The organism is Pontibacter sp. FD36 (assembly GCF_015686655.1).
Taxonomy (GTDB): Bacteria; Bacteroidota; Bacteroidia; order Cytophagales; family Hymenobacteraceae; genus Pontibacter.
The window spans coordinates 1-19,917 of sequence record NZ_JADPMP010000005.1 but is presented as its reverse complement, the minus strand read 5'-3'; the positions used below and the strand labels follow the sequence as shown (position 1 = coordinate 19,917).

Genomic DNA, 19,917 nt, shown 5'->3' with positions numbered 1-19,917 from the left:
CACTTTACAAGCCCTAGAATTACCTTACCAGATGGAAGAGAATAAAAGACTAGTGAAAGTGCCAACCATGGCAGAAATGGCAGCAAACGGTGAGGAGCCGGAAGTGCTGTTTTGGGTTGGCTGTGCTGGGTCGTTTGACGACCGATACAAACGTGTAACCCGTTCCTTTGTGCAGATACTTGAGCATGTGGGCGTGAAATATGCCGTGCTGGGCACAGAAGAAAGCTGCACCGGCGAGCCTGCCAAGCGTGCTGGTAATGAGTTTCTGTTCCAGATGCAGGCCATTACCAACATCGAAGTGCTGAATGCCTATAATATCAAGAAGATCGTGACGGCCTGTCCGCACTGCTTCAATACGCTTAAGAACGAATACCCGGACCTGGGCGGTAACTACGAAGTAATTCATCACTCCACGTTCCTGCAGCAGCTTATTAACGAAGGCAAAGTAAAGGTGCAAGGCGGTGAGGCCTTCAAAGGGCAGCGCATCACGTTCCACGACTCCTGCTACCTGGGCCGCGCCAACGACATCTACGAAGCTCCGCGCGACGTGCTGGCCGCTCTGGATGCTGACCTGGTAGAGATGAAGCGTAGCCGCGCCAACGGACTTTGCTGTGGTGCCGGTGGTGCCCAGATGTTTAAAGAGCCAGAGCCAGGCAACAAAGACATCAACATCGAACGTACGGAAGAAGCATTGGCCACACTGGGTGCCGGCAGTGGCGTGATCGCAACAGCCTGTCCGTTTTGCATGGTGATGATGAGCGACGGTGTGAAGAACAAGGAGCAGGAAGAAAGCGTAAAAGTTTTTGACATCGCTGAGCTGATCGCACAAGCGGAGGGGTTGAGTAAGTAATATCTAATTGTTGATTGTTAATTGATGATTGCTTAATCCTGAAACGTATTCAACTATACCTGCTTTTATTGCTAACGGTGAATACAGGTATGGCTCTTCAGGTATGAATTCATCAGTGAGTAACAAGTTAAAAACAACAATCAACAATTATCAATCGACAATTAAGAAATGTACATTCCTTTTGACCAATTGCCACCGCATGCCCGGCTCTGGATCTACCAGGCTGACAGGGCTTTGACGGCGGCTGAACAGGAAGAAATAAAACCAATGCTGGAGCGTTTTGCTACTGACTGGAGCAGTCATGGCAAGGGGCTGCAGGCATCGGCCAGCTTATTGCACGACCGCTTTTTGGTGCTGGCCAACAACGAAACTGTTACCTCAGCCAGTGGCTGTTCTATTGATAAGTCTGTGGCCTTTGTGCGGGAACTGGAGCAGCACTTCGGTGTTTCGTTTTTCGACCGTACCCGACTGACTTTTTTGAAGGACGGAGAGATGCAGGTGGTGGGTATGAACGAGTTAAAAAATAAAGTGGCAGCCGGCGAAATTGACGGACAGACCTTATATTTTGATACATTGGTAAATAATTACGGAGAGTTGCAGGATGCCTGGCCCCGGCCAGCACAGCAGAGTTGGCTTTCCAGGTATTTTTAGATTCGCTAATCCAAAACCTACCCTCATGCAGCAGACGCTATCGACCAAGTCAGTGGCCCATTACCTGAAGTTTACAGCAGCCATTCTGCTGCTGGCAGTGGTGCTTAGCTCCTGTGGGGCGGGCATGTACCTCAGCAAGGCCGACAAGCGCTTCGGAGAAGAGCAGTATGAGCGGGCCATCGAGTACTACAAGCAGGCGCTGAAAGGGGCGAATAATGTTGGTGAGATCAACTACCGCATAGCCGAGTCGTACCGCCTGTCCAACCGTCTGGCGGAGGCTGAGGCTTACTATAAGGCGGCTCTTGACAACAACTACCGCAAGGAGGAAGGATTTTTCTACTACGGGATGGCGCTGAAGGCCAATGGCAAGTATGAGGCAGCGCTAGGGCAGATGCAGGACTACGCCCGTATTGGCAGCAAACAGGAGCTCAAAACTCTGGCTCTGCGCGAAGTGGAAACACTCAGCCAACTAAGCGGCATCCTGAAAAAGAACACAGGCTTTGAGATCTACAACCTGGAAGCACTGAACACAGAAGGCTCTGACTTTGCACCTTTTGTGCGCGGCAACGAACTTGTTTTCTCGTCTACACGCGGACCGGGCAAAACGTACCAGGGCAATGGCGAAGGCTTCATCAACCTGTATGCTACTACGCTGAATGCCGACTCAGTCAACCTGGGAGCTGCCGTGCGCAAACTGGAAGGTATAAACACCGACGACCTGCACGAGGCACTGGCTACCTTTGCTGACGAGGACAACACGATGGTATTTGCCCGTGGCAACGAAGGCACCAAAAAAGGCCGCCGCAACGTGGACCTGTTCATCTCGTTCTACCGCTCCAACGCTTGGACCGAGCCGAAATTACTCAGCATAAGTGACCCGCGCGCCTGGGATTCTTCTCCAGCCTTCGCCCCTGATGGCAGAACGCTTTACTTCTCGTCTGACCGCCGTGGTGGCTTGGGAGGCAACGACATCTACAAAACCACCATCGACGACAATGGCCGCTTCTCGGCACCTGAGAACCTGGGGCCGGACATCAACACTCCGGGCAACGAAAGCTACGTGTATGTAGGACCTGATGGCACACTTTACATCGCGTCTGACGGTCTGCCAGGCTTGGGTGGACTCGATGTATTTAAGATAGAAGAAGGCAAGCCCGTGAATATGGGAGTACCGGTTAACTCCAGTGGCGACGATTTCGGTATTTTCTTCCAAGATGCTTTCACAGGGTATATCTCCTCTAACCGCGAAGGTGGCAAAGGGGGCGACGATATTTATGGGATCGCCAGATCAGCACGTAAGCTGGTCAATTTCTTTGTAGACGGCACGGTATACCAGCGTCGCGAGAAAGACAAGCAGCAGACGGTGGTGCCGAATATACCTGTGGTGTTGCAGGATAACCGAGGACAGAAAATAGCGGAAACCACTGCCGATGAAGAAGGGAAGTTCTCCTTTGCGCTTGATAGTGCCTCTACCTACTCGCTTTTGGCCGAGAAAGCCGGTTTCTTCGCGGCTCGCCAGCGTGTGAGCACTGTGGGTAAAATGCCGCCGCAGAACCAGCTGCCAAATGAAGTGAATGAGGTACGTCTCACCGCGGACCTGCTGCTGACCGAGATCGTGAAAGAGAAAGCCATCGTGCTCGAGAACATCTTCTACGACTTCGACAAAGCCGACATCAGACCAGACGCCGCTGAGGAACTGGACAAGTTGGTACAGATACTGATAGACAATCCGCGCATCTCCATCGAGCTGAGTTCGCACACGGACTCACGTGGTAATGACGCTTACAACGAAGATCTATCCCAGCGTCGTGCGCAGTCTGCCGTGAACTACATCATCTCGAAAGGTATAGACAAGTCGCGCATTACAGCCCGTGGTTATGGCGAGAGCCGCCCGGTAGTGCGCAATGCCAAGACAGAAGACGAGCACCAGCGTAACCGTCGCACCGAGTTTAAAGTAGTGCGTATTCAGGAATAACAGGTATAGGGTATAGCGCTATACCTTACACATAAAAGGACCGGCGATTTTAGCTTAATGCTATAATCGCCGGTTTTTTTATCTGTGTTATAACTAACGGAAGGTATACTTCGTCCCAACCCCAATATTGCTGACCTGACTCCTGTTGTTATACTGTAGTGCATGAAGTCCGGTGCTAAAAAGTTGGGTTCGATAGTCCACTGAAAGTGCTATTGGCAGCTTTTTAAATTGGTACTCTATACCGACCGTGCCAAAAGCAATTGGACTAGTATAGGTTCTATCTACTCGGGCATAGGGTGTACTTGTATGTCGCAGCACACCAGCTCCTACACCTGCATAGGGCCGGAAGCGGTCTGAGAAAGACAATTTCGGTTGCCAGACATAGCTGAGGGAAGCCAGATAATCATGAGAACTAGAAGGTAACATGACATAGGCCTCAAAGGCCGATTGGTCGGTAACAAAGTATTTGGCAGTTATGCCAAAGTCTGAATAGTTTGCGCCCGCTACAGTATAACGAAATCCGACAGCTGCTTTATAAGGTGCTGAAGCCTGTGGCTTTGCATTAGGCAAATCCTGCGTCTGAGCAGTTAGTAGGCTACAAGCGCCGAGTAGGGTAAGTATTGTTTTCTTGATCATGCGTGAAGTTTTTGAGATGTTAGATTCAGAAAGATGAAGAGACAGAGAGCTCGGAGCTATACCTAGCGGAAAGTATATTTTAAGCCTATACCTAAATTACTAGCCCTGTAATGGTTTACATAGGCAGGAGTTGAGCGCCCGTAGCGCAAAAAAGTGGACCGGTAATCGAGTGAGATAGCCAAGGGTAATTTTTTGAAAGCGTATTCAGCGCCGAAAGAAAAGACTCCTACAGGGTTGGTGTAAGAGGAGGGGCCGTCGAAATACATTGGTGCAGGGTTTTTGGTGTGGAGCAAGCCAATGCCTACACCGGCATATGGCCTAAGTCGACTGGATGTAGTGAGCTTAGGCTGCCAGACATAGCTAATCGAGGAAAGAAACTGGCGAGCCTCGGGATTCAGGTCAGAATAAGCTTCCAGGGCAGCCTGTTCCCGTATAAAATACTTCGCTGTGATGCCCAACGCTAAACCCGCTGGGCCGGTTGCATAACGCATCCCAACAGCCAATTTGTAAGGCGCCGATACTTGTTGCGGTTGTACCTGCAACGAATCCTGCGCTTGTGCTGCACCAACAAAGCTCAGGCTGAAGGTTAAAATCAAGAGTATCTTTTTCATAAGCTTTAAGTTTGTTTATATAGAGGAGTCAATATATTCTGGAATGGTTGCAAGGTATAGCGTCTGTTTTCTTTAATGGCCTGTAGCATATACCTGTTGCGTGCGGGGTAACAAAGAGCTCGTTCCTCCAGTATTTTGCCGCAACAACCTTTTTTAAAGCACTGCTTTTGGCGTATATACAAAGGCCTTTTCTTACATTTGTAAGAGCAAGTAAGACCAAGCACTATGGAAAATAGATACCTCCGGCGTGGCGTGTCCGCCTCTAAGGAAGACGTACACAACGCCATCAAGAACATCGACAAAGGGCTTTTCCCGAAAGCATTCTGCAAGATCATCCCCGACATCCTCACCGGCGATCAGGATTACTGCGCTATCATGCATGCTGATGGTGCGGGTACTAAGTCGGCCCTAGCCTACATGTACTGGAAAGAGACCGGCGACCTGAGCGTATGGAAAGGTATAGCACAGGACGCCGTGGTAATGAACACCGACGACCTGCTGTGCGTGGGTACAACGGATAACATTCTGCTCTCTTCCACCATAGGCCGCAACAAGAATCTTATACCTGGCGAAGTGATCGGAGCCATCATTAACGGTACCGAGGAAGTGCTGCAGATGCTCCGCGACAACGGTATCGGCATCTACAGCACTGGCGGTGAAACTGCCGACGTAGGCGACCTGGTGCGCACCATTATTGTAGACAGCACCGTGACCGCTCGCATGCGTCGCGATGAGGTAATTTCGAATGATAACATACAAGCCGGTGATGTGATCGTGGGATTTGCCTCGCATGGCCAAGCTACCTACGAAACCGAGTATAACGGCGGCATGGGCAGCAACGGCCTTACCTCCGCCCGCCACGATGTGTTCCACTCATACCTCTCGGCCTCTTACCCGGAGAGTTATGACCCCGAACTGCCAAAAGACCTGGTGTACTCTGGCAACTACCGCCTGACCGATGTAGAGCCAGAAACAGGTATGGAAGTAGGCAAGCTGGTTCTTTCACCGACCCGTACCTATGCGCCTATCGTGAAGGCCATTCTGGAGCAGCATCGCCAACATATACACGGCATGGTGCACTGCAGCGGTGGTGCCCAGACCAAAGTGCTGCACTTCACCGACAAGGTGCATATCATCAAAGACAACCTTTTCCCGGTGCCGCCGCTGTTCCGTATCATTCAGGAGCAGAGCCACACCGACTGGAAAGAGATGTACAAGGTCTTCAACATGGGCCACCGCCTCGAGATATACCTGCCGGAGCAACACGCCCAAAGCCTGATCGACATTTCAAAATCGTTTGGTGTTGACGCGCAGATTGTAGGTCGTGTAGAAGCCAGCGAGCGAAATGAACTTACCATCAAGAGCGATAAAGGGATGTTTTATTACGAAGGGTAGAAAATTAGATAAGCTTAATAAAGAGAAACCACAGGCTTAAAACCTGTGGTTTTTTCTTATACCTATACCTATAATCCACGAAATCCCCGCAGACAAACCCCTCCACACTTTAGTTCCACAAACTGGCACAATAATTGGCTTGGCGAAAGTATACGCTAAAATCTATGAGCCATGAAAAAGCTTCTACTTCCGCTCTTGTTTGTGCTGCTGGCGCTGCCGGCTTTCGCACAACCCACTGTTGTAACCTTTACCACTCAAAGAGGTGAACCTTTCCAGATGGCGCTGGACGGGCGCGTGATCAACCGCTCGGCTTCCAACTTTGTACGCATTACGCACCTGCGGCCCGGCAACCATTATGTGGAGTTCCGGATCAGAGGCCGCCATGGCATTTATAGAACAGGTATAAACGTGCTGGCCCGCGCCGGCTTTGAGACCAACTATGCCGTGCGGGTATCTGGCCGAAGAGTGAGTTTGCGTGTGATCAGCGAAATACCACTGGGTCCGCCGCCCGTAGTGGTCGTGCCACCGCCACCGCGCTACCCAGACAGGTATGAGCCCGTGCCACCACGCTACGAGCAGCCGGTGCCGCCGCGCTACGAAGAGCCAGGCGGTGCCTGCCGCAACCTCTTGGATCGATACGACGTGGACCGCCTCATTGACGCCATGAAAGGACGTGACTTCGAGAGCACCCGCCTAACCATCGCCCGCGAGGCCGTGCGCAACGGCAGCATCCTGTCAGAGGACCTGCGCAATGTGCTGTTGCAGTTCGAGTTTGAGAGCACCCGTCTGGAGTTTGCTAAGTTCGCCTACGACAATGTGTGCGACAAAGAGCGCTTCTACTACATCTACGACATCTTCAAGTTCGACCACCATGTGCGGGAACTGGAGGAGTATACCAGCCGGAGAAGGTGAAGCAAGTTTAGGAGTTAGCGATTTTAAGAGTTAGAGAGTTTAGAGTTTATGCGTGTTGTGAGAGCAGTGTGGGCAATGCCTGCGCTGCTCTTTTTCTGTTAAGGTATAGCTAGGGCAAAACAAGTGACACACTTGCTGAATGTATAGCAGAGATTCTTAACTTGAGGACAAACGAAAACGCGAGTTTGCGAGCGAAGCTTTCAGAGGGGTTTTCATAATGGCAGGTATAGCCAAAGCCAGATTAGCTTTTGAGCTGCTGTGGCAAATAGCCAAAGTGCTTTTTAAATGCCGATGTGAAGTGCGCAGCGTATTTATACCCCAGCATAGTCGCAATATCCCCAATCTTAAGATCGCCTTGCAAGATCAGCTGCTTCGCCTGCTCCATTCTATAGTCATTCAGGTATCCGAATACAGTAGTGCCAAACACCTGCTTGAAGTGTTTTTTGAGGTAATACTCGTTAGTGCCTACCAAGTGCGCCAGCTCTACCAGCGAGTGTGGATTTTCGAGGTTTTGTAGCAGAATGTCGCGGGCATGGTACATCTTTTCTACATCCGCGTCCTTCATTTTCAACTGTGCCGGAGTAGTACCCACCTGATCACACTGCTCCAGTTGCAGCATCAGGAGCTCTACGACTTTCGCTTCTAAGAACATGCGTTTATAGTGACCAGCGTAAGGGCAGTTGATCAATTCGTAAAGCAGTGTTCTGACTCTGGGGGTAATAGAGAGGTTCGTCTGGCATAGCTTTCCGGGGCTGAGGGCCGTGAGGCACTCGCGCAGCTGCAGTGCGGCGGGCGAACTGTCTTTGAGGTAACGCAACAGGAAGACTTTGGAGAGGTTAATAATAATGACTTCTAACTCCTCTTCCGGTGCTATCTTTTTCTGCACAGGCCTGTCGCCGAAGTAAAGCAGGTTGTGCTGCTGATGATCAAAGCGGGCAAAGATCCTGTTGTCGTTCAGGGAAGTAACGGCACAGCGGCAGCGCAGCGAAAAGTGCATCTGCACAAAGTCCTGGCAGTTTTGATAGGTGAGTACCTTTATACCTTTCAGTTCGCATTGGGTATAGCCGAAATAGATATCCTCAAAGTAAAATTCACGCAGCTGGCCGTTCCCTTCGCAACAGCTTCTATTAGAGAAAGCCTGCTCCTTTTCTATCAGAGTATCATCGGCACCACTAAATAGGGCATGATAGTAAGCCGCGTGCTCAGGTCCGGAAATGCTTAAATCTTGCTCCATAATTTTCCCTTATATGATATAAGTATTCCCCCACTTGTAAGCGGAAGTGCTCGGCAGGTTATACTTTTGCGCAAGTTAAATTTATTTAGACTATTTCTAAATAGCAAATATCAAAATATTACGGCTGAACCGGAAGAAAGGAAAAGATCTTTCGCAGAGCCTGTAACAAAACGTTAACCTCAGCACAATAAGACATGTTAAGAAATTTACTGCTATATATGCTCTTGCTAGCGACCACCATGGGAGCCAATGCCCAAGAGCTTCAGGTACTCGGGCAGGTAGTAGAACAAACCACAGGCACTGCGCTGCCAGGCGTGACAGTACGCGTAAAAGACACGAACCAGGCCACTACAACAAATAGTGAAGGCGAGTTTAAACTGAAGGCCGCCGAAGGGCAGGTGCTCGTGTTCTCATACATTGGCTTTGCTTCCCGTGAATTGTCTGTAAACGGAGACGCGGGCTCCATACAGGTGCAGCTTCAGTCCGGCAACACCCAGCTGTCAGAGGTCGTGGTAACAGGTGCATTGGGTATAAAGCGGCCCGCCCGTGAACTGGGCACGGCCAGTGCGCAAGTTAACTCCGCCGAACTGAACCAGGGCAAGATCGTGAACCCGATACTTGGATTGGCCAGCAAAGTGTCTGGACTGCGCGTCAACATGTTTGACAGCAAAGTAGACCCGGATGTACAGGTGAACCTGCGCGGGATACGCTCCCACACGGGCAATAATGCCCCGCTCTATGTAGTAGACGGCGTGCCTATACCTGACATCAACCGCCTGAACCCGAACGATATCGAGAGCATCAACGTGCTGAAGGGTGCAAACGCAGCCGCCGTGTACGGTTCCGATGGGGTGAATGGTGTACTGATGATCACCACTAAGAAGGGGCGTGCAGGCATGCAGCGCATCAACTTCTCCAATACCACCACTTTTGAGAAGATCTCCCGCCTGCCGGAGCAGCAGACAGAGTTCGGTCAGGGCCTGAATGGCATCTACGACCCACTGCAGTACCAGTCATGGGGGCCTCGTTTCGACGGGGAGATGCGACCAGTAGGACCTGTGCTGCCAGACGGTAGCCAGTGGCAACTGCCTTACAGCGCCAACCCAGACGGCAGAAAGGCTTTCTTCAATACCGGGATCACCACGCAGAACGACCTGTCCTTTTCAGGTGGCGACGAAAAGTCAACTTTCTATTTCTCGTTGCAGGATGTGCTGACCAAAGGCATCATAGAAGGCGACAAAAACAGACGCTCAGGCGCCCGCTTTAACGGATCGCGCTCGTTTGGTAAACTGAGCACCAGCTATAATGTCAACTATGTGTTCAATAAGAGCGACGTGACGCAGAGTGAACCATGGTCCACGGTATACCGCCTGCCGGCGAGCCTGCCTTTCGCCGACCTGAAAGACTGGGAAAACAACCTGTTTGTGAATCCGAACTATTGGTTCAGCACCAACCAGCCCAATCCATACTTCAACGCTGCCAACCAACGTACTGTAAACGAGCAGCAGACCCTGACCGGAAACATCGAGCTCAATTACGAGATCGCTCCCTGGATCAATGCCATTTACCGTTTGGGCCTTTACAACCGCAACAACGATATCCGCACTACGGTGGGCAAGTTTACTTACACCACCCCGGGCCGCACAAACATACCGGGCAGCGTGAATGATGCTTCCCAGACATTCAGAAGAATCAACAGCGATTTCATTCTTGACATGCACAAAGACTTCGGCAAGTTCAGTACCCGCTTGCTGTTGGGCAACAACGTGCGCACCGACGACAGCAAAGCCGTTAACCTGAGCGCCTCGGCGCTGGTAGTGCCTGGCCTGTTTAACCAGGACAACCGCCTAGGTCAACTGGGTGGCAAGTCCAGCATCAGCCAGAGAAGACAAGTGGCAGGCTTTGGAGAGTTTACGGCCGGCTACAACAACTACCTGTTCCTGACCTTTACAGGCCGCCAGGAAGCTGTGTCGGTTTTGAGTCCTGAAAACCGCAGCTATTTCTACCCAGGCGTGAGCTCGTCATTCGTGTTCAGCGATGCGATCTCTTCCCTGAAAAACAACAGCACCTTATCCTACGGCAAGGTATACGCCTCTTACAACAAGACCGGCAACGTGGTAGTGGACCCATACCAGTTGCAGAATGTGTATGCGCAAAGCAACGGTTTCCCTTACGGTAACCTGCCGGGCTTTAGCCTGGGCACCTCTGATGCCAACCCGAACCTGAAGCCGGAGTTTGTGACCTCCTTTGAGGTAGGTACGCAGCTGAGTTTTTTCCAGAACCGCCTGAACCTGGAAGCTGCCTATGTAGATGCCAAAACAACAGACGGTACCATTCTGGCTGATGTTTCCGCCGGATCTGGTTTCACTTCCGCTTGGGTGAATGCCTTTAAAGCCAGCAACAAGATCATTGAGCTCAACCTGAACGGTGACGTGATTCAGCGCGGCCACCTGGTGTGGAACGTAGGTGTCAACCTGACGTATATCAAGAGTGAAGTGCAGGAGATTTACGGCGGCATCGATCAGCTGTTCCACTTCCGTCAGAACTACCTGATCGTGGGCAAGCCATACAACAGCTACCTGTTCACTGATTACAAGCGTGATCCACAGGGAAGAGTGATCGTGGATCCGACCACTGGTAACCCGGTGAGTGGTTCTGAGCTTTACTACGGTGGCACCGGTACACCACCTTATCAGATCGGCCTCAATACCAACCTGCAGTACAAAGGCCTGCAGCTGGGAGCGCAGTTTGACTGGCGCATGGGTGCCGTGGTATACACCGAGGCAGCTGCCCGCATGATATCAGACGGTACCAGCCCACTCACGACGCAGTATGGCCGCGAACCATTCGTGATTCCGAACTCTGTGATTGAGACCTCTCCGGGCGTGTTCACACCAAACACCGAGATCCAAACCAAAGGCGACCGCAACTATTGGGCAAACCACTATGCGACGGTGCAGTCAAACTACGCCGTGAGTGCTGACTTCTTCAAAATGAGGGAGCTTAGCCTGAGCTATACCTTGCCTACTAACTGGCTGGACGGTCAGAATCTGGTAAAAGAAGCTACGATCGGTTTTGTAGGGCGTAACCTGTTCTCGATCTGGGCAAAAGACAACATCTACAACGATCCGGAGTTTGTGTATGCCGGCGGAAGCAGCGAAGGCTACATGAGCTGGCGACACCTGCCACCGGCCAGATCATTCGGCTTCAATGTAAATGTGTCATTCTAAATAACATCATCCTTCATACTTAGTGATATGAAAAAAGTATTATCCTTCCTCCTGATAGCCTTGGCAGGTACAAGCTTTACCGCCTGCGACAGCTTCCTGGATACGAACGTGAACCCTAATGCGCCGGTCGATGTGCCGGTAGAGCAAAAATTACCTAACGCACTTGTAAAGACAGTGAACCTCGAAACAGGTGCCTTAAACCAATTGGGTGCCGTGTGGGTGGGCTACTGGGCCAAAGCTACTGACGGACCTAGCAATACCTCTTTGTTCAGGCTGGAGGAGACTTACGGTGTGGAAGCCATGTCGTTTGACCGCGACGGCCGCCCGATCTGGGAAGATAGCTACACCACGCTGGTGAACTACAAAGACATCGAAAACAGTGCTGCTGCCACTGGCGACCTGGCGTATGTAGGTATAGCGAAGATCATGCAGGGCTGGCATTTTATGCGCCTCGTGGACCTCTACAACAACGTGCCATTCTCGGAAGCACTGCAGGGCAGCACCAACGTAACGCCAAAGTACGAAGACGGACAGGCGGTGTATGATGGAGCCATCAACCTGATCACAGCAGGTATACAGGATATAAAAGCTGCAACGGCTTTGTCTAAAAAGCCGGTAACCGACGATGTTATCTTCAAAGGCAACCTGACACTTTGGGTAAAGTTTGCCAATACGATCAAGCTGCGAGCCCTGTTGCGTCAGTCTGAGGCTGGTAGAGAAGGTTATATCAACGATGAGTTGGCCAAGATCAGGCAGGAGGGAAGCGGCTTCCTGGGTGCCGGCGAGAGTGCTATGGTGAACCCCGGCTACCAGATCACGGCAGGTATGCAGAACCCTTTCTGGGATGTTTACTACAGAAACCAGGCCGGAGCCCTTACGACAGGCTATAATACCCTGCGCCCAACAGCCTACCTGGTGCAGCAGTACAAAGAGCGCAACGACCCACGTCTGCCTAAACTCTACCGCAGCGTAGCAGGCGATTATGTGGGTGTGCCGCTGGGCGCAACCAGTGCCGACTTTACCATGGCGAAGACCTCTGCTTTGCTGGGGCCAAACGAAAACGGAAACCAGCCAGCGGGTTTGCTGAAGAGCGGCCAGCAGCCATCTGTGCTTCTATCTTCTTTTGAGAGCTTGTTCCTGCAGGCCGAAGCGGCCGAGAGAGGCTGGCTGACCGGTGCGCAGATGCTTTATGAAGAAGCCATCAAAGAGTCTTTTAAGTACATGAATGTGCCTGCCTCCGAATTTACTGTATACAATGCGCAGCCATCTGTTAACTTTGCTTTGGCATCGGATAGAATAGAACGCATCATGGAGCAGAAATGGCTGGCCCTGAACAGTATCAGCAGCATCGAAACCTGGAACGACTACAGAAGGCTGAACTACCTGAGCAAACTTCCGCAGTCGTTGCAAAGTCCGTCGGCCGACCCGGATTTCAGGCCGCGCAGACTGACCTACCGCCAGTCGGAGGTATACACCAACAGTGAGGAAATAGCGAAGCAGGGCACCATCGATCCTTTCCGCTCAAGAGTGTTTTGGAATAAGTAAGTAGATTGAAAATAGAATTAGTACCTACCCTCCTTCGCTCCAGAAGCGGAGGAGGTTTTTAGCTAAACTCTCATCATGAAAAAGAATCAACAACCATCGACCTGGCAAAAGGTGCGCAAGCTGTTCAATGACCTCCACTTGTGGATGGGTATAGCGAGCGGTATTATTCTATTTGTAGTCTGCCTGAGCGGCACGATCTATACCTTCAGCACAGAGATACAGGAAATGCTGGAGCCCGAAAAGTTTACGGTACAGGCAGCGGAAGGCGCAACGCCCCTGGCCGCTGAGGCGATCATTGCAAAAGTGGCGGCCGAAACAGGCGGGAAGGTAAGCGCTATTTCCATACCTGCCGATGCCAGCCGTAGCTATACCTTGAATGTGAAGAAAGAGGAAAAGAAAGAAGGCGAAGGCAGAGGTCGTGGTGAAGGAAAAGGTGGCGATAAAGCCAAAAACGATAAAGCTGCCGAAGGCAAAAAAGGCCCTGAAGGCGCTGTAGCGAAAGGCGGTCCTGCCGGCGGCGGACCCGGTGGCAAGGGTGGACCCGGAGGCAAGGGTGGACCCGGAGGCGGGCGTGGTACCAACTACTTAGTTAATCCTTATACTGGCGCAGTACTGGGCACAACTGACGGTCCTGCCTCAGAGTTTTTCATGTCGATGTTCCGCCTGCACCGCTGGTTGCTACTCGACACAGAAGTTGGTCGTCCGATCGTAGGCTGGGCAACCGTTATCTTCACGCTGATCATCATCAGCGGTCTGGTGATCTGGTTCCCACAGAAAGTGAAGAACTGGAGACAGGGACTTAAGATCAAGTGGAGCGGCAACTGGAAGCGCATCAACCACGACCTGCACAACTCGCTTGGTTTCTACTCGTCTTTCCTGCTGTTGATCATGTCGCTCACAGGCCTTACCTGGTCATTTGAGTGGTACAAGGAGGGCTTCTTCAAAGTATTAGGTGTAGAGCAGCCGAAAGACCGCAAAGAGGAGCCACTCTTCTCAAAAGTGCCAACTGACCTGTCGCAGGCTGCTACCCTGACGATTACGGATTACATAAAGTCGGCCGATCAGGTGCTGCCTTACGAAGGTGACTACCGCATTTCGTTTTCGACTGACTCAGCCGCTACAGTTTCAGTTAGCAAGAATAAAGTAGGTTTCTTCGCACCGGCGGCATCAGACAGATTGCAGCTTGACCAGTTTAACGGTGAAGTGCTCAAGGCTGATATATTCGCAGACAAGGCTTTCAACGAAAAGATCACATCGTCTATCAAGCCACTGCACGTAGGCAACGTATACGGCACCTTCTCGAAGATCCTCTACTTCATCGCCTGCCTGGTTGCTACCAGTTTGCCTGTAACCGGCACGATCATCTGGATCAACAAGCTGCGCAAGAAGTCGAAGCGTGGCACTGTGCCTGTTGCGAAGAAAGCAGCGGCCTAGTAAAGGATTAGCTTTGGGTATATACTCCCCTGTCATTTCGAACGCTAGTGAGAAATCTGAGTTATGTAATGGTTCCCAGACTATTCCAGATTTCTCACTAGCGTTCGAAATGACAACGGGTGTTACTACTTCATTCTTAACCTAAAAACAGAAAAGGCTTCTCCGATCAGGAGAAGCCTTTTCTGTTAGAGCTTGCTATACCTTAGCGTAATCTGTCTACGGAGCGAACCAGGTCTTCGTCTTTTTTAATAAAGCGGTTGGCCAGGGCATTGAGGAGCAGCGCCAGCACCGGCATGTAGAAACCAGCTTCGTAGTTACCTTCGTTACCAGAAACCATAACGTTGCCTACGTAGTTGGCATAGTAAAATGACGTGCCAAACAGCGCTACCAGCACCAGCGTGTTGATCAGGCCGAACTTCATCTGGGTGATGCGGCTCTTGTACTGGAAGATCTCATAAAGCGCTACACCTGCCGCCACGATGGCCAATATACCAATAGCAATTGTGCTCGTGCCAGTCTGTGCACCGGCTTGCACGGCTTCACCTTGCTCGTTCACTGACTGGAAAAACAGGTTCCAGGCGGTCAATACTACTTCTTCGCCAGATACGGCATCTACTTTAGACCAGAGCGGCAAAAACAGCAAAGAGATCATGGCAATCACGATGAGCGCCAGAAATACGGTTTGAATTCTTTGTATCATAAAGGGGTTAATTTAACTTGCAAAGAGATGCAAAATTAGACAAAGACCTGTAAAACAAAAATTGATGAGCACAGCTTATATAATTGATATAGTCAGAACACCCGTTGGCAAGTTTACCGGAGCACTCAGCAGCGTGCGTCCCGATGACATGGCTGCCTTTATTCTGAAGGAGTTAATGGCCCGCAATCCGCAGGTGGACCCGAGCCTGATTGAGGACGTGGTGATGGGCGCAGCTAACCAGGCCGGCGAAGACAATCGCAACGTGGCCCGCATGGCGCTTCTGTTAGCAGGCCTTCCGGCTGAGATTGGCGGCGTGACTGTGAACCGCCTTTGCGCTTCAGGGTTGCAGTCCATCATCGACGCGGGCCGCGCCATTACCTGCGGCGACGGCGATGTATACCTGGCCGGTGGCGTGGAGAGCATGACGCGTGCCCCTTTTGTGATGGCCAAAGCTGAGACTGCCTTCGCCCGTACGCCTGAAATCTATGACACGACTATTGGCTGGCGCTTTGTGAACAACCAACTATCATCGCTGCACTACCCTTACAGCATGGGCGAAACGGCCGAGAATGTGGCCGAGCGTTATGGTGTTTCACGTGAAGCGCAGGACGAGTTTGCCCACAGCTCGCAGCTCAAGTATAAAGCTGCAGCGGAGACCGGCAAGTTTAAGGACGAAATCATTCCCATACCTGTTCCGCAACGCAAAGGCGATCCGATTATCTTCGACACCGACGAGCACCCGCGTCTTTCTTCCGTGGAGAAATTAGGCACACTGGGCGCAGCTTTCAAAAAAGGCGGTACCGTAACGGCGGGCAATGCCTCAGGCATAAACGACGGTGCGGCTGCTTCGCTGGTCGTGAGTGAGGAAATTGTGAAGCGTTTCAACCTGAAGCCAATGGCCCGCATTGTGTCAGCGGCAGTGGCAGGCGTGGAACCCGCTTATATGGGCATGGGACCTGTGCCCGCTACTCAAAAAGCGCTGAAAAGAGCCGGACTTACCATCAACGATATCGGCTTAGCCGAGATAAATGAGGCTTTTGCGGCACAGGCTATACCTTGCGTGCAGGAGCTCGGCATCAATCCGGGCATCGTGAACGTAAACGGCGGCTCAATCGCTATTGGTCACCCGCTTGGAGCCAGTGGCACCCGTATCTCGGCTACCTTGTTGCACGAAATGCAGCGCCGCGACAATGTGCGCTACGGTCTGGCTACGATGTGTGTAGGTGTAGGGCAAGGCGCGGCTATTATTTACGAAAAGCTTTAAAGAATAATATTCCCAATAGCCTTGCTAATCTATTGGTGGTTAGTAAGGTATAGCAAATCAAAAATTGTGTAGGCCGATAGCCTCCATATTAAGCAAAGCAGCTGGAACGGTTAAGCATCTGGAAGGGTTGTAGTCTTACGCATTGCGTGCGCATAGACATTGACGAGAAAATTATGAAAAACACCTTCATTGGGGTGAACCTGATTCCTCAGAACGAAGAGGAAAGACTGCTGAAATTGCAGGAGTACGAAATATTGGACACGCCACCCGAGGGTGCTTTTAATCACATTGCAGCTATGGCTGCCCGCATGTTCAATGTGCCCATCGCCCTGGTTGCTTTGGTTGATTCGGAGCGTGTATGGTTTAAAGCCAACGTCGGTATGGAAGATGTGGAGAATGTGAGTCGGGGAGTTAGCTTGTGTTCACTTGCGATTCTGAATGATGGTCCTACTGTATTTCCAGATGCCGTAAACGAGCCTTGTTTACTCGCAAACCCATTGGTGACGGGAAACTTCGGCCTTCGCTTTTATGCCGGTGCTCCGCTAAGGACATCCGACGGGCATAATCTGGGTACGCTTTGCATCGTAGACAAGCAGTCGCGCGAGTTTTCGGAAGCCGACCAGAAAGTGCTTGGCCAACTGGCCTCCATTGTGATGGACGAAATAGAACTGCGCTACCTGAAACGTAACGCGCAGGTAGAAGCTACAGCGAAAGACTAGCTAAGAGTTACCTATTGAAACCCGCAAGTACTACAGTGCTTGCGGGTTTATTTTTTTACCTTTGTTTCATGCGCTACTTTCTGGAAATCGCTTACGACGGCACCCGTTTTCATGGCTGGCAAATACAGCCCAACGCACTCTCCGTACAGGAAGTGCTCGAAGATTGTCTGAGCAAAGTGCTGCGGCAGCCTATCAGCACGACAGGCAGCGGCCGCACCGATACGGGGGTGCACGCGAGTCAGCAGTTCGTGCATTTTGACGTGGAGCAGGAACTGGACTTAGAGCACATGGTCTACCGCTTCAACCGCCTCTTACCCGACGACATCGTAGCAAAGAGCTTATACCTGGTCACCGGCGAGGCCCACGCCCGCTTCGATGCCTTTGAGCGCACCTACCACTACCACATCACCTTAGCCAAAGACCCTTTCAAAAGATACTACGCCACTTACCTGCCGCGTTCCGTGGATGTGGAGAAGATGAATGAGGCGGCCGTGGTTTTGCTTCGTTACGAGGATTTTACGACCTTTAGCAAAGTGAAAGGCGATACCAAGCACTACCGCTGCAACATCTACGAAGCTGCGTGGCAACAGCAAGGCGACGAGCTGATGTTCACGATCCGGGCAAACCGCTTCCTGAGAGGTATGGTGCGACTGGTGGTAGGAACCTTACTGGATGTAGGTCGCGGCAAGCTTTCTGTGGCGGATTTTGAGCGGATTATCGCCAGTCAGGACCGCAGCAATGCGAGTGGAGCGGCTCCTTCCGAGGGGCTATACCTGGCCAAGGTGGCGTATCCGGAGCATATATTCAAGACATCACCCAAAACAAACCCTTTATAGCATGCAATTACCAGAAGACCAGAACGGTCCCCATCTAAACGGCAAGCACCTTCGCCCTGAAAGCTTAATGATGAGCTACGGGTACAACCCGGAGTGGTCAGAAATGGCCGTGAAGGCGCCTATTTACCAAACCTCTACCTTCGTTTTCAAAAACGCAGAAGAGGGCAAGGCTTTTTTTGAACTAGCGTACGGCCTGCGTGAGAAGCACGCGGAAGAGCAGCTGGGCCTCATCTACAGCCGCCTGAACAACCCCGACCTCGAAATCCTCGAGAACCGCCTCCGCTTCTGGGACGGCGCTGAAGAAGCAGCTGTGTTTGCCAGCGGTATGGCCGCTATCAGCACCACACTTTTGGCTCTACTCAAGCCGGGCGACCTGATTCTGCACAGCGAGCCCATCTACGGAGGCTCAGACTACTATATCAAAAACATCCTGCCGAAGTTTGGCGTGAAGAGCATGGGCTTCCGTGCCAATACCCCAATCGAGGAAGTAGAGCAAATGCTCGAAGAATCAGGTATGGCTGACAAACTAGCGATGGTTTACATCGAAACTCCAGCTAACCCGACTAACCACCTGGTAGACATTGAGGCATGTTCTGCCATGGCCAAGAAGCACTCAACTGCCGACAAAAAGGTAGTCGTAGCCGTGGACAATACCTTCCTGGGCCCGGTGTTCTCGCACCCACTTAAGCATGGTGCTGACCTGGTTTTATACTCTGCGACCAAATACATCGGCGGTCACTCCGACCTGATTGCAGGTGCCTGCGCCGGTCCAGCTGACCTGATGAAGCAAGTAAAAGGCATGCGTACCTTCATGGGATCCATGGCGAGTCCGTGGACTGGCTGGATGCTGATGCGCAGCTTAGAGACATTGAAAATACGCATGGAATGCCAGGCTCGTGGCGCCGAAGTAGTAGCGGCATACCTGCAAGAGCATCCGAAAGTGGATAAGATTTACTTCCTGGGCTACCTGCAGGACAACCCGCAGCAACAGGCGATCTATGACAAGCAATGCAAAGCGGCGGGCTCTATGATTTCCTTCGATATCAAAGGCGGTGAAAAAGAAGCCTTCACGTTCCTTAATAACCTGAAGCTGATCAAGCTGGCGGTAAGTCTGGGTGGCACCGAGTCGCTGGCCGAGCACCCGGCTTCTATGACGCACTCTGACATTTGCCTGGCCGACCGCGCCGTGATGGGTATAGGCGAAGGTATGATTCGCATTTCAGTAGGTGTGGAGCATCCGGAAGATATCATCTCCGATATTGCGCAGGCGCTGGAGAAAGTAGCTATACCTGTGGAAGCGGAGGTATAGGTATCAGTTATAACTTTTATTTAAGTCCTTCTCTGGTTTTCAGGGAAGGACTTTTTTGTAACATTGCCTCTATCTTGTTTTGACAATAGTGCGTGAGAAATCCCGAAAATCCTGATGCAAAAACCATTAACTTTGCAAGCGGTTACGATTAGGATTCGTAAGGGTATAGCTGGAGAATGTAATGGCTAGCGTGGGTATGGCGTGAGTGTCTTCGCTTGTGTCTATTATAGAAGGGCCTTTGGCCTAGGTATAGCAATTGCTTGCGCAGGTATAGCAATTGTGTTTTAGGATATAGAGGTTTTGTTTCATAGCATGGCTTAGCCAGCCGGGCACCTTTTCGCCTGTGCGGCGGGCACTCACTTTTTTCCTTGATGAAAAAAGTAAGCAAAAAAATCAAGACTATCCAAACTCGCTGAACGCTCGAACAGTGGATAGTCATTTAAGTGCACTTGGCACTGCTGCTTGTTTCATTGTGAGCGTGCAAGTTAGTCTTGCTATACCTGCCAATGGTTCATGTGGTCTGGGCTACAAAGCTTATACCCGTGAATTGGTAGCGGCAACAATCCCCTCTCGGGAGGGGAAGGGGTGGTTCGACAAGGTATAGCAAATTAAAAAA

General features: G+C 51.3%; 17 protein-coding genes. 13 read left to right on the top strand and 4 right to left on the bottom strand.

Annotated features, from left to right (window positions below):
• The first annotated feature begins 31 nt into the window (after window positions 1–31).
• The 3 genes from I0P70_RS07960 (at window position 32) to I0P70_RS07950 (ending at window position 3,476) form a co-directional block, all read left to right on the top strand.
• Window positions 32–850, top strand: a complete 819-nt coding sequence (locus I0P70_RS07960; protein ID WP_230392070.1) for a (Fe-S)-binding protein — start codon at window positions 32–34, stop codon at window positions 848–850.
• A 168-nt stretch (window positions 851–1,018) separates the two neighbouring features.
• Window positions 1,019–1,501, top strand: a complete 483-nt coding sequence (locus I0P70_RS07955; protein ID WP_196116346.1) for a hypothetical protein — start codon at window positions 1,019–1,021, stop codon at window positions 1,499–1,501.
• Window positions 1,502–1,526: 25 nt separating this feature from the next.
• A complete protein-coding gene (locus I0P70_RS07950) occupies window positions 1,527–3,476 on the top strand; it encodes an OmpA family protein (protein WP_196116344.1) in 1,950 nt (649 codons plus the stop codon).
• A 93-nt stretch (window positions 3,477–3,569) separates the two neighbouring features.
• Here the strand turns inward: I0P70_RS07950 and I0P70_RS07945 are convergent, their stop codons facing one another.
• Window positions 3,570–4,112 (bottom strand): outer membrane beta-barrel protein, encoded by a 543-nt coding sequence (locus I0P70_RS07945; RefSeq protein ID WP_196116341.1) that lies wholly within the window; start codon window positions 4,110–4,112, stop codon window positions 3,570–3,572.
• A 62-nt stretch (window positions 4,113–4,174) separates the two neighbouring features.
• Complete coding sequence (locus tag I0P70_RS07940; RefSeq protein WP_196116339.1) at window positions 4,175–4,723, bottom strand: outer membrane beta-barrel protein; 549 nt, start codon at window positions 4,721–4,723, stop codon at window positions 4,175–4,177.
• Window positions 4,724–4,948: 225 nt separating this feature from the next.
• Here I0P70_RS07940 and I0P70_RS07935 point away from each other — a divergent pair, with 225 nt between their 5' ends.
• Both I0P70_RS07935 and I0P70_RS07930 read left to right on the top strand, forming a co-directional pair.
• Window positions 4,949–6,118, top strand: a complete 1,170-nt coding sequence (locus I0P70_RS07935; protein ID WP_196116336.1) for an AIR synthase related protein — start codon at window positions 4,949–4,951, stop codon at window positions 6,116–6,118.
• Between the two features lie 171 nt (window positions 6,119–6,289).
• A complete protein-coding gene (locus I0P70_RS07930; protein ID WP_196116333.1) occupies window positions 6,290–7,030 on the top strand; it encodes a DUF4476 domain-containing protein in 741 nt (246 codons plus the stop codon).
• 241 nt (window positions 7,031–7,271) lie between these two features.
• On the opposite strand, the gene I0P70_RS07925 is transcribed toward I0P70_RS07930, so the two are convergent.
• Window positions 7,272–8,264: an AraC family transcriptional regulator gene (locus I0P70_RS07925; protein WP_196116331.1), complete on the bottom strand. Its 993-nt coding sequence runs from the start codon at window positions 8,262–8,264 to the stop codon at window positions 7,272–7,274.
• Between the two features lie 194 nt (window positions 8,265–8,458).
• Between I0P70_RS07925 and I0P70_RS07920 the strand changes: the two genes are divergently transcribed.
• From I0P70_RS07920 to I0P70_RS07910, 3 genes are all read left to right on the top strand, one after another.
• Window positions 8,459–11,494 (top strand): SusC/RagA family TonB-linked outer membrane protein, encoded by a 3,036-nt coding sequence (locus I0P70_RS07920; RefSeq protein WP_230392069.1) that lies wholly within the window; start codon window positions 8,459–8,461, stop codon window positions 11,492–11,494.
• A 27-nt stretch (window positions 11,495–11,521) separates the two neighbouring features.
• On the top strand, window positions 11,522–13,039 hold the full coding sequence (locus I0P70_RS07915; RefSeq protein ID WP_196116329.1) for a SusD/RagB family nutrient-binding outer membrane lipoprotein: 1,518 nt from the start codon (window positions 11,522–11,524) through the stop codon (window positions 13,037–13,039).
• Window positions 13,040–13,114: 75 nt separating this feature from the next.
• A complete protein-coding gene (locus I0P70_RS07910) occupies window positions 13,115–14,473 on the top strand; it encodes a PepSY domain-containing protein (protein ID WP_196116327.1) in 1,359 nt (452 codons plus the stop codon).
• 202 nt (window positions 14,474–14,675) lie between these two features.
• Here I0P70_RS07910 and I0P70_RS07905 read toward each other — a convergent pair whose 3' ends face one another.
• The gene (locus I0P70_RS07905; RefSeq protein WP_196116325.1) at window positions 14,676–15,173 is read right to left on the bottom strand and encodes a DUF4293 domain-containing protein; all 498 of its coding nucleotides are present in this window, start codon (window positions 15,171–15,173) and stop codon (window positions 14,676–14,678) included.
• Between the two features lie 64 nt (window positions 15,174–15,237).
• Between I0P70_RS07905 and I0P70_RS07900 the strand changes: the two genes are divergently transcribed.
• The 5 genes from I0P70_RS07900 (at window position 15,238) to I0P70_RS21460 (ending at window position 19,905) form a co-directional block, all read left to right on the top strand.
• Window positions 15,238–16,437, top strand: a complete 1,200-nt coding sequence (locus tag I0P70_RS07900) for an acetyl-CoA C-acyltransferase (RefSeq protein WP_196116323.1) — start codon at window positions 15,238–15,240, stop codon at window positions 16,435–16,437.
• A 173-nt stretch (window positions 16,438–16,610) separates the two neighbouring features.
• On the top strand, window positions 16,611–17,156 hold the full coding sequence (locus tag I0P70_RS07895) for a GAF domain-containing protein (protein ID WP_196116321.1): 546 nt from the start codon (window positions 16,611–16,613) through the stop codon (window positions 17,154–17,156).
• A 68-nt stretch (window positions 17,157–17,224) separates the two neighbouring features.
• Window positions 17,225–17,992, top strand: coding sequence for a tRNA pseudouridine(38-40) synthase TruA (truA, locus tag I0P70_RS07890; RefSeq protein WP_196116319.1), 768 nt, complete (start codon window positions 17,225–17,227; stop codon window positions 17,990–17,992).
• Window position 17,993: 1 nt separating this feature from the next.
• Window positions 17,994–19,301: a cystathionine gamma-synthase family protein gene (locus tag I0P70_RS07885; protein ID WP_196116316.1), complete on the top strand. Its 1,308-nt coding sequence runs from the start codon at window positions 17,994–17,996 to the stop codon at window positions 19,299–19,301.
• A 472-nt stretch (window positions 19,302–19,773) separates the two neighbouring features.
• Window positions 19,774–19,905, top strand: coding sequence for a hypothetical protein (locus I0P70_RS21460; RefSeq protein ID WP_255530949.1), 132 nt, complete (start codon window positions 19,774–19,776; stop codon window positions 19,903–19,905).
• The last annotated feature ends 12 nt before the right edge of the window (window positions 19,906–19,917 follow it).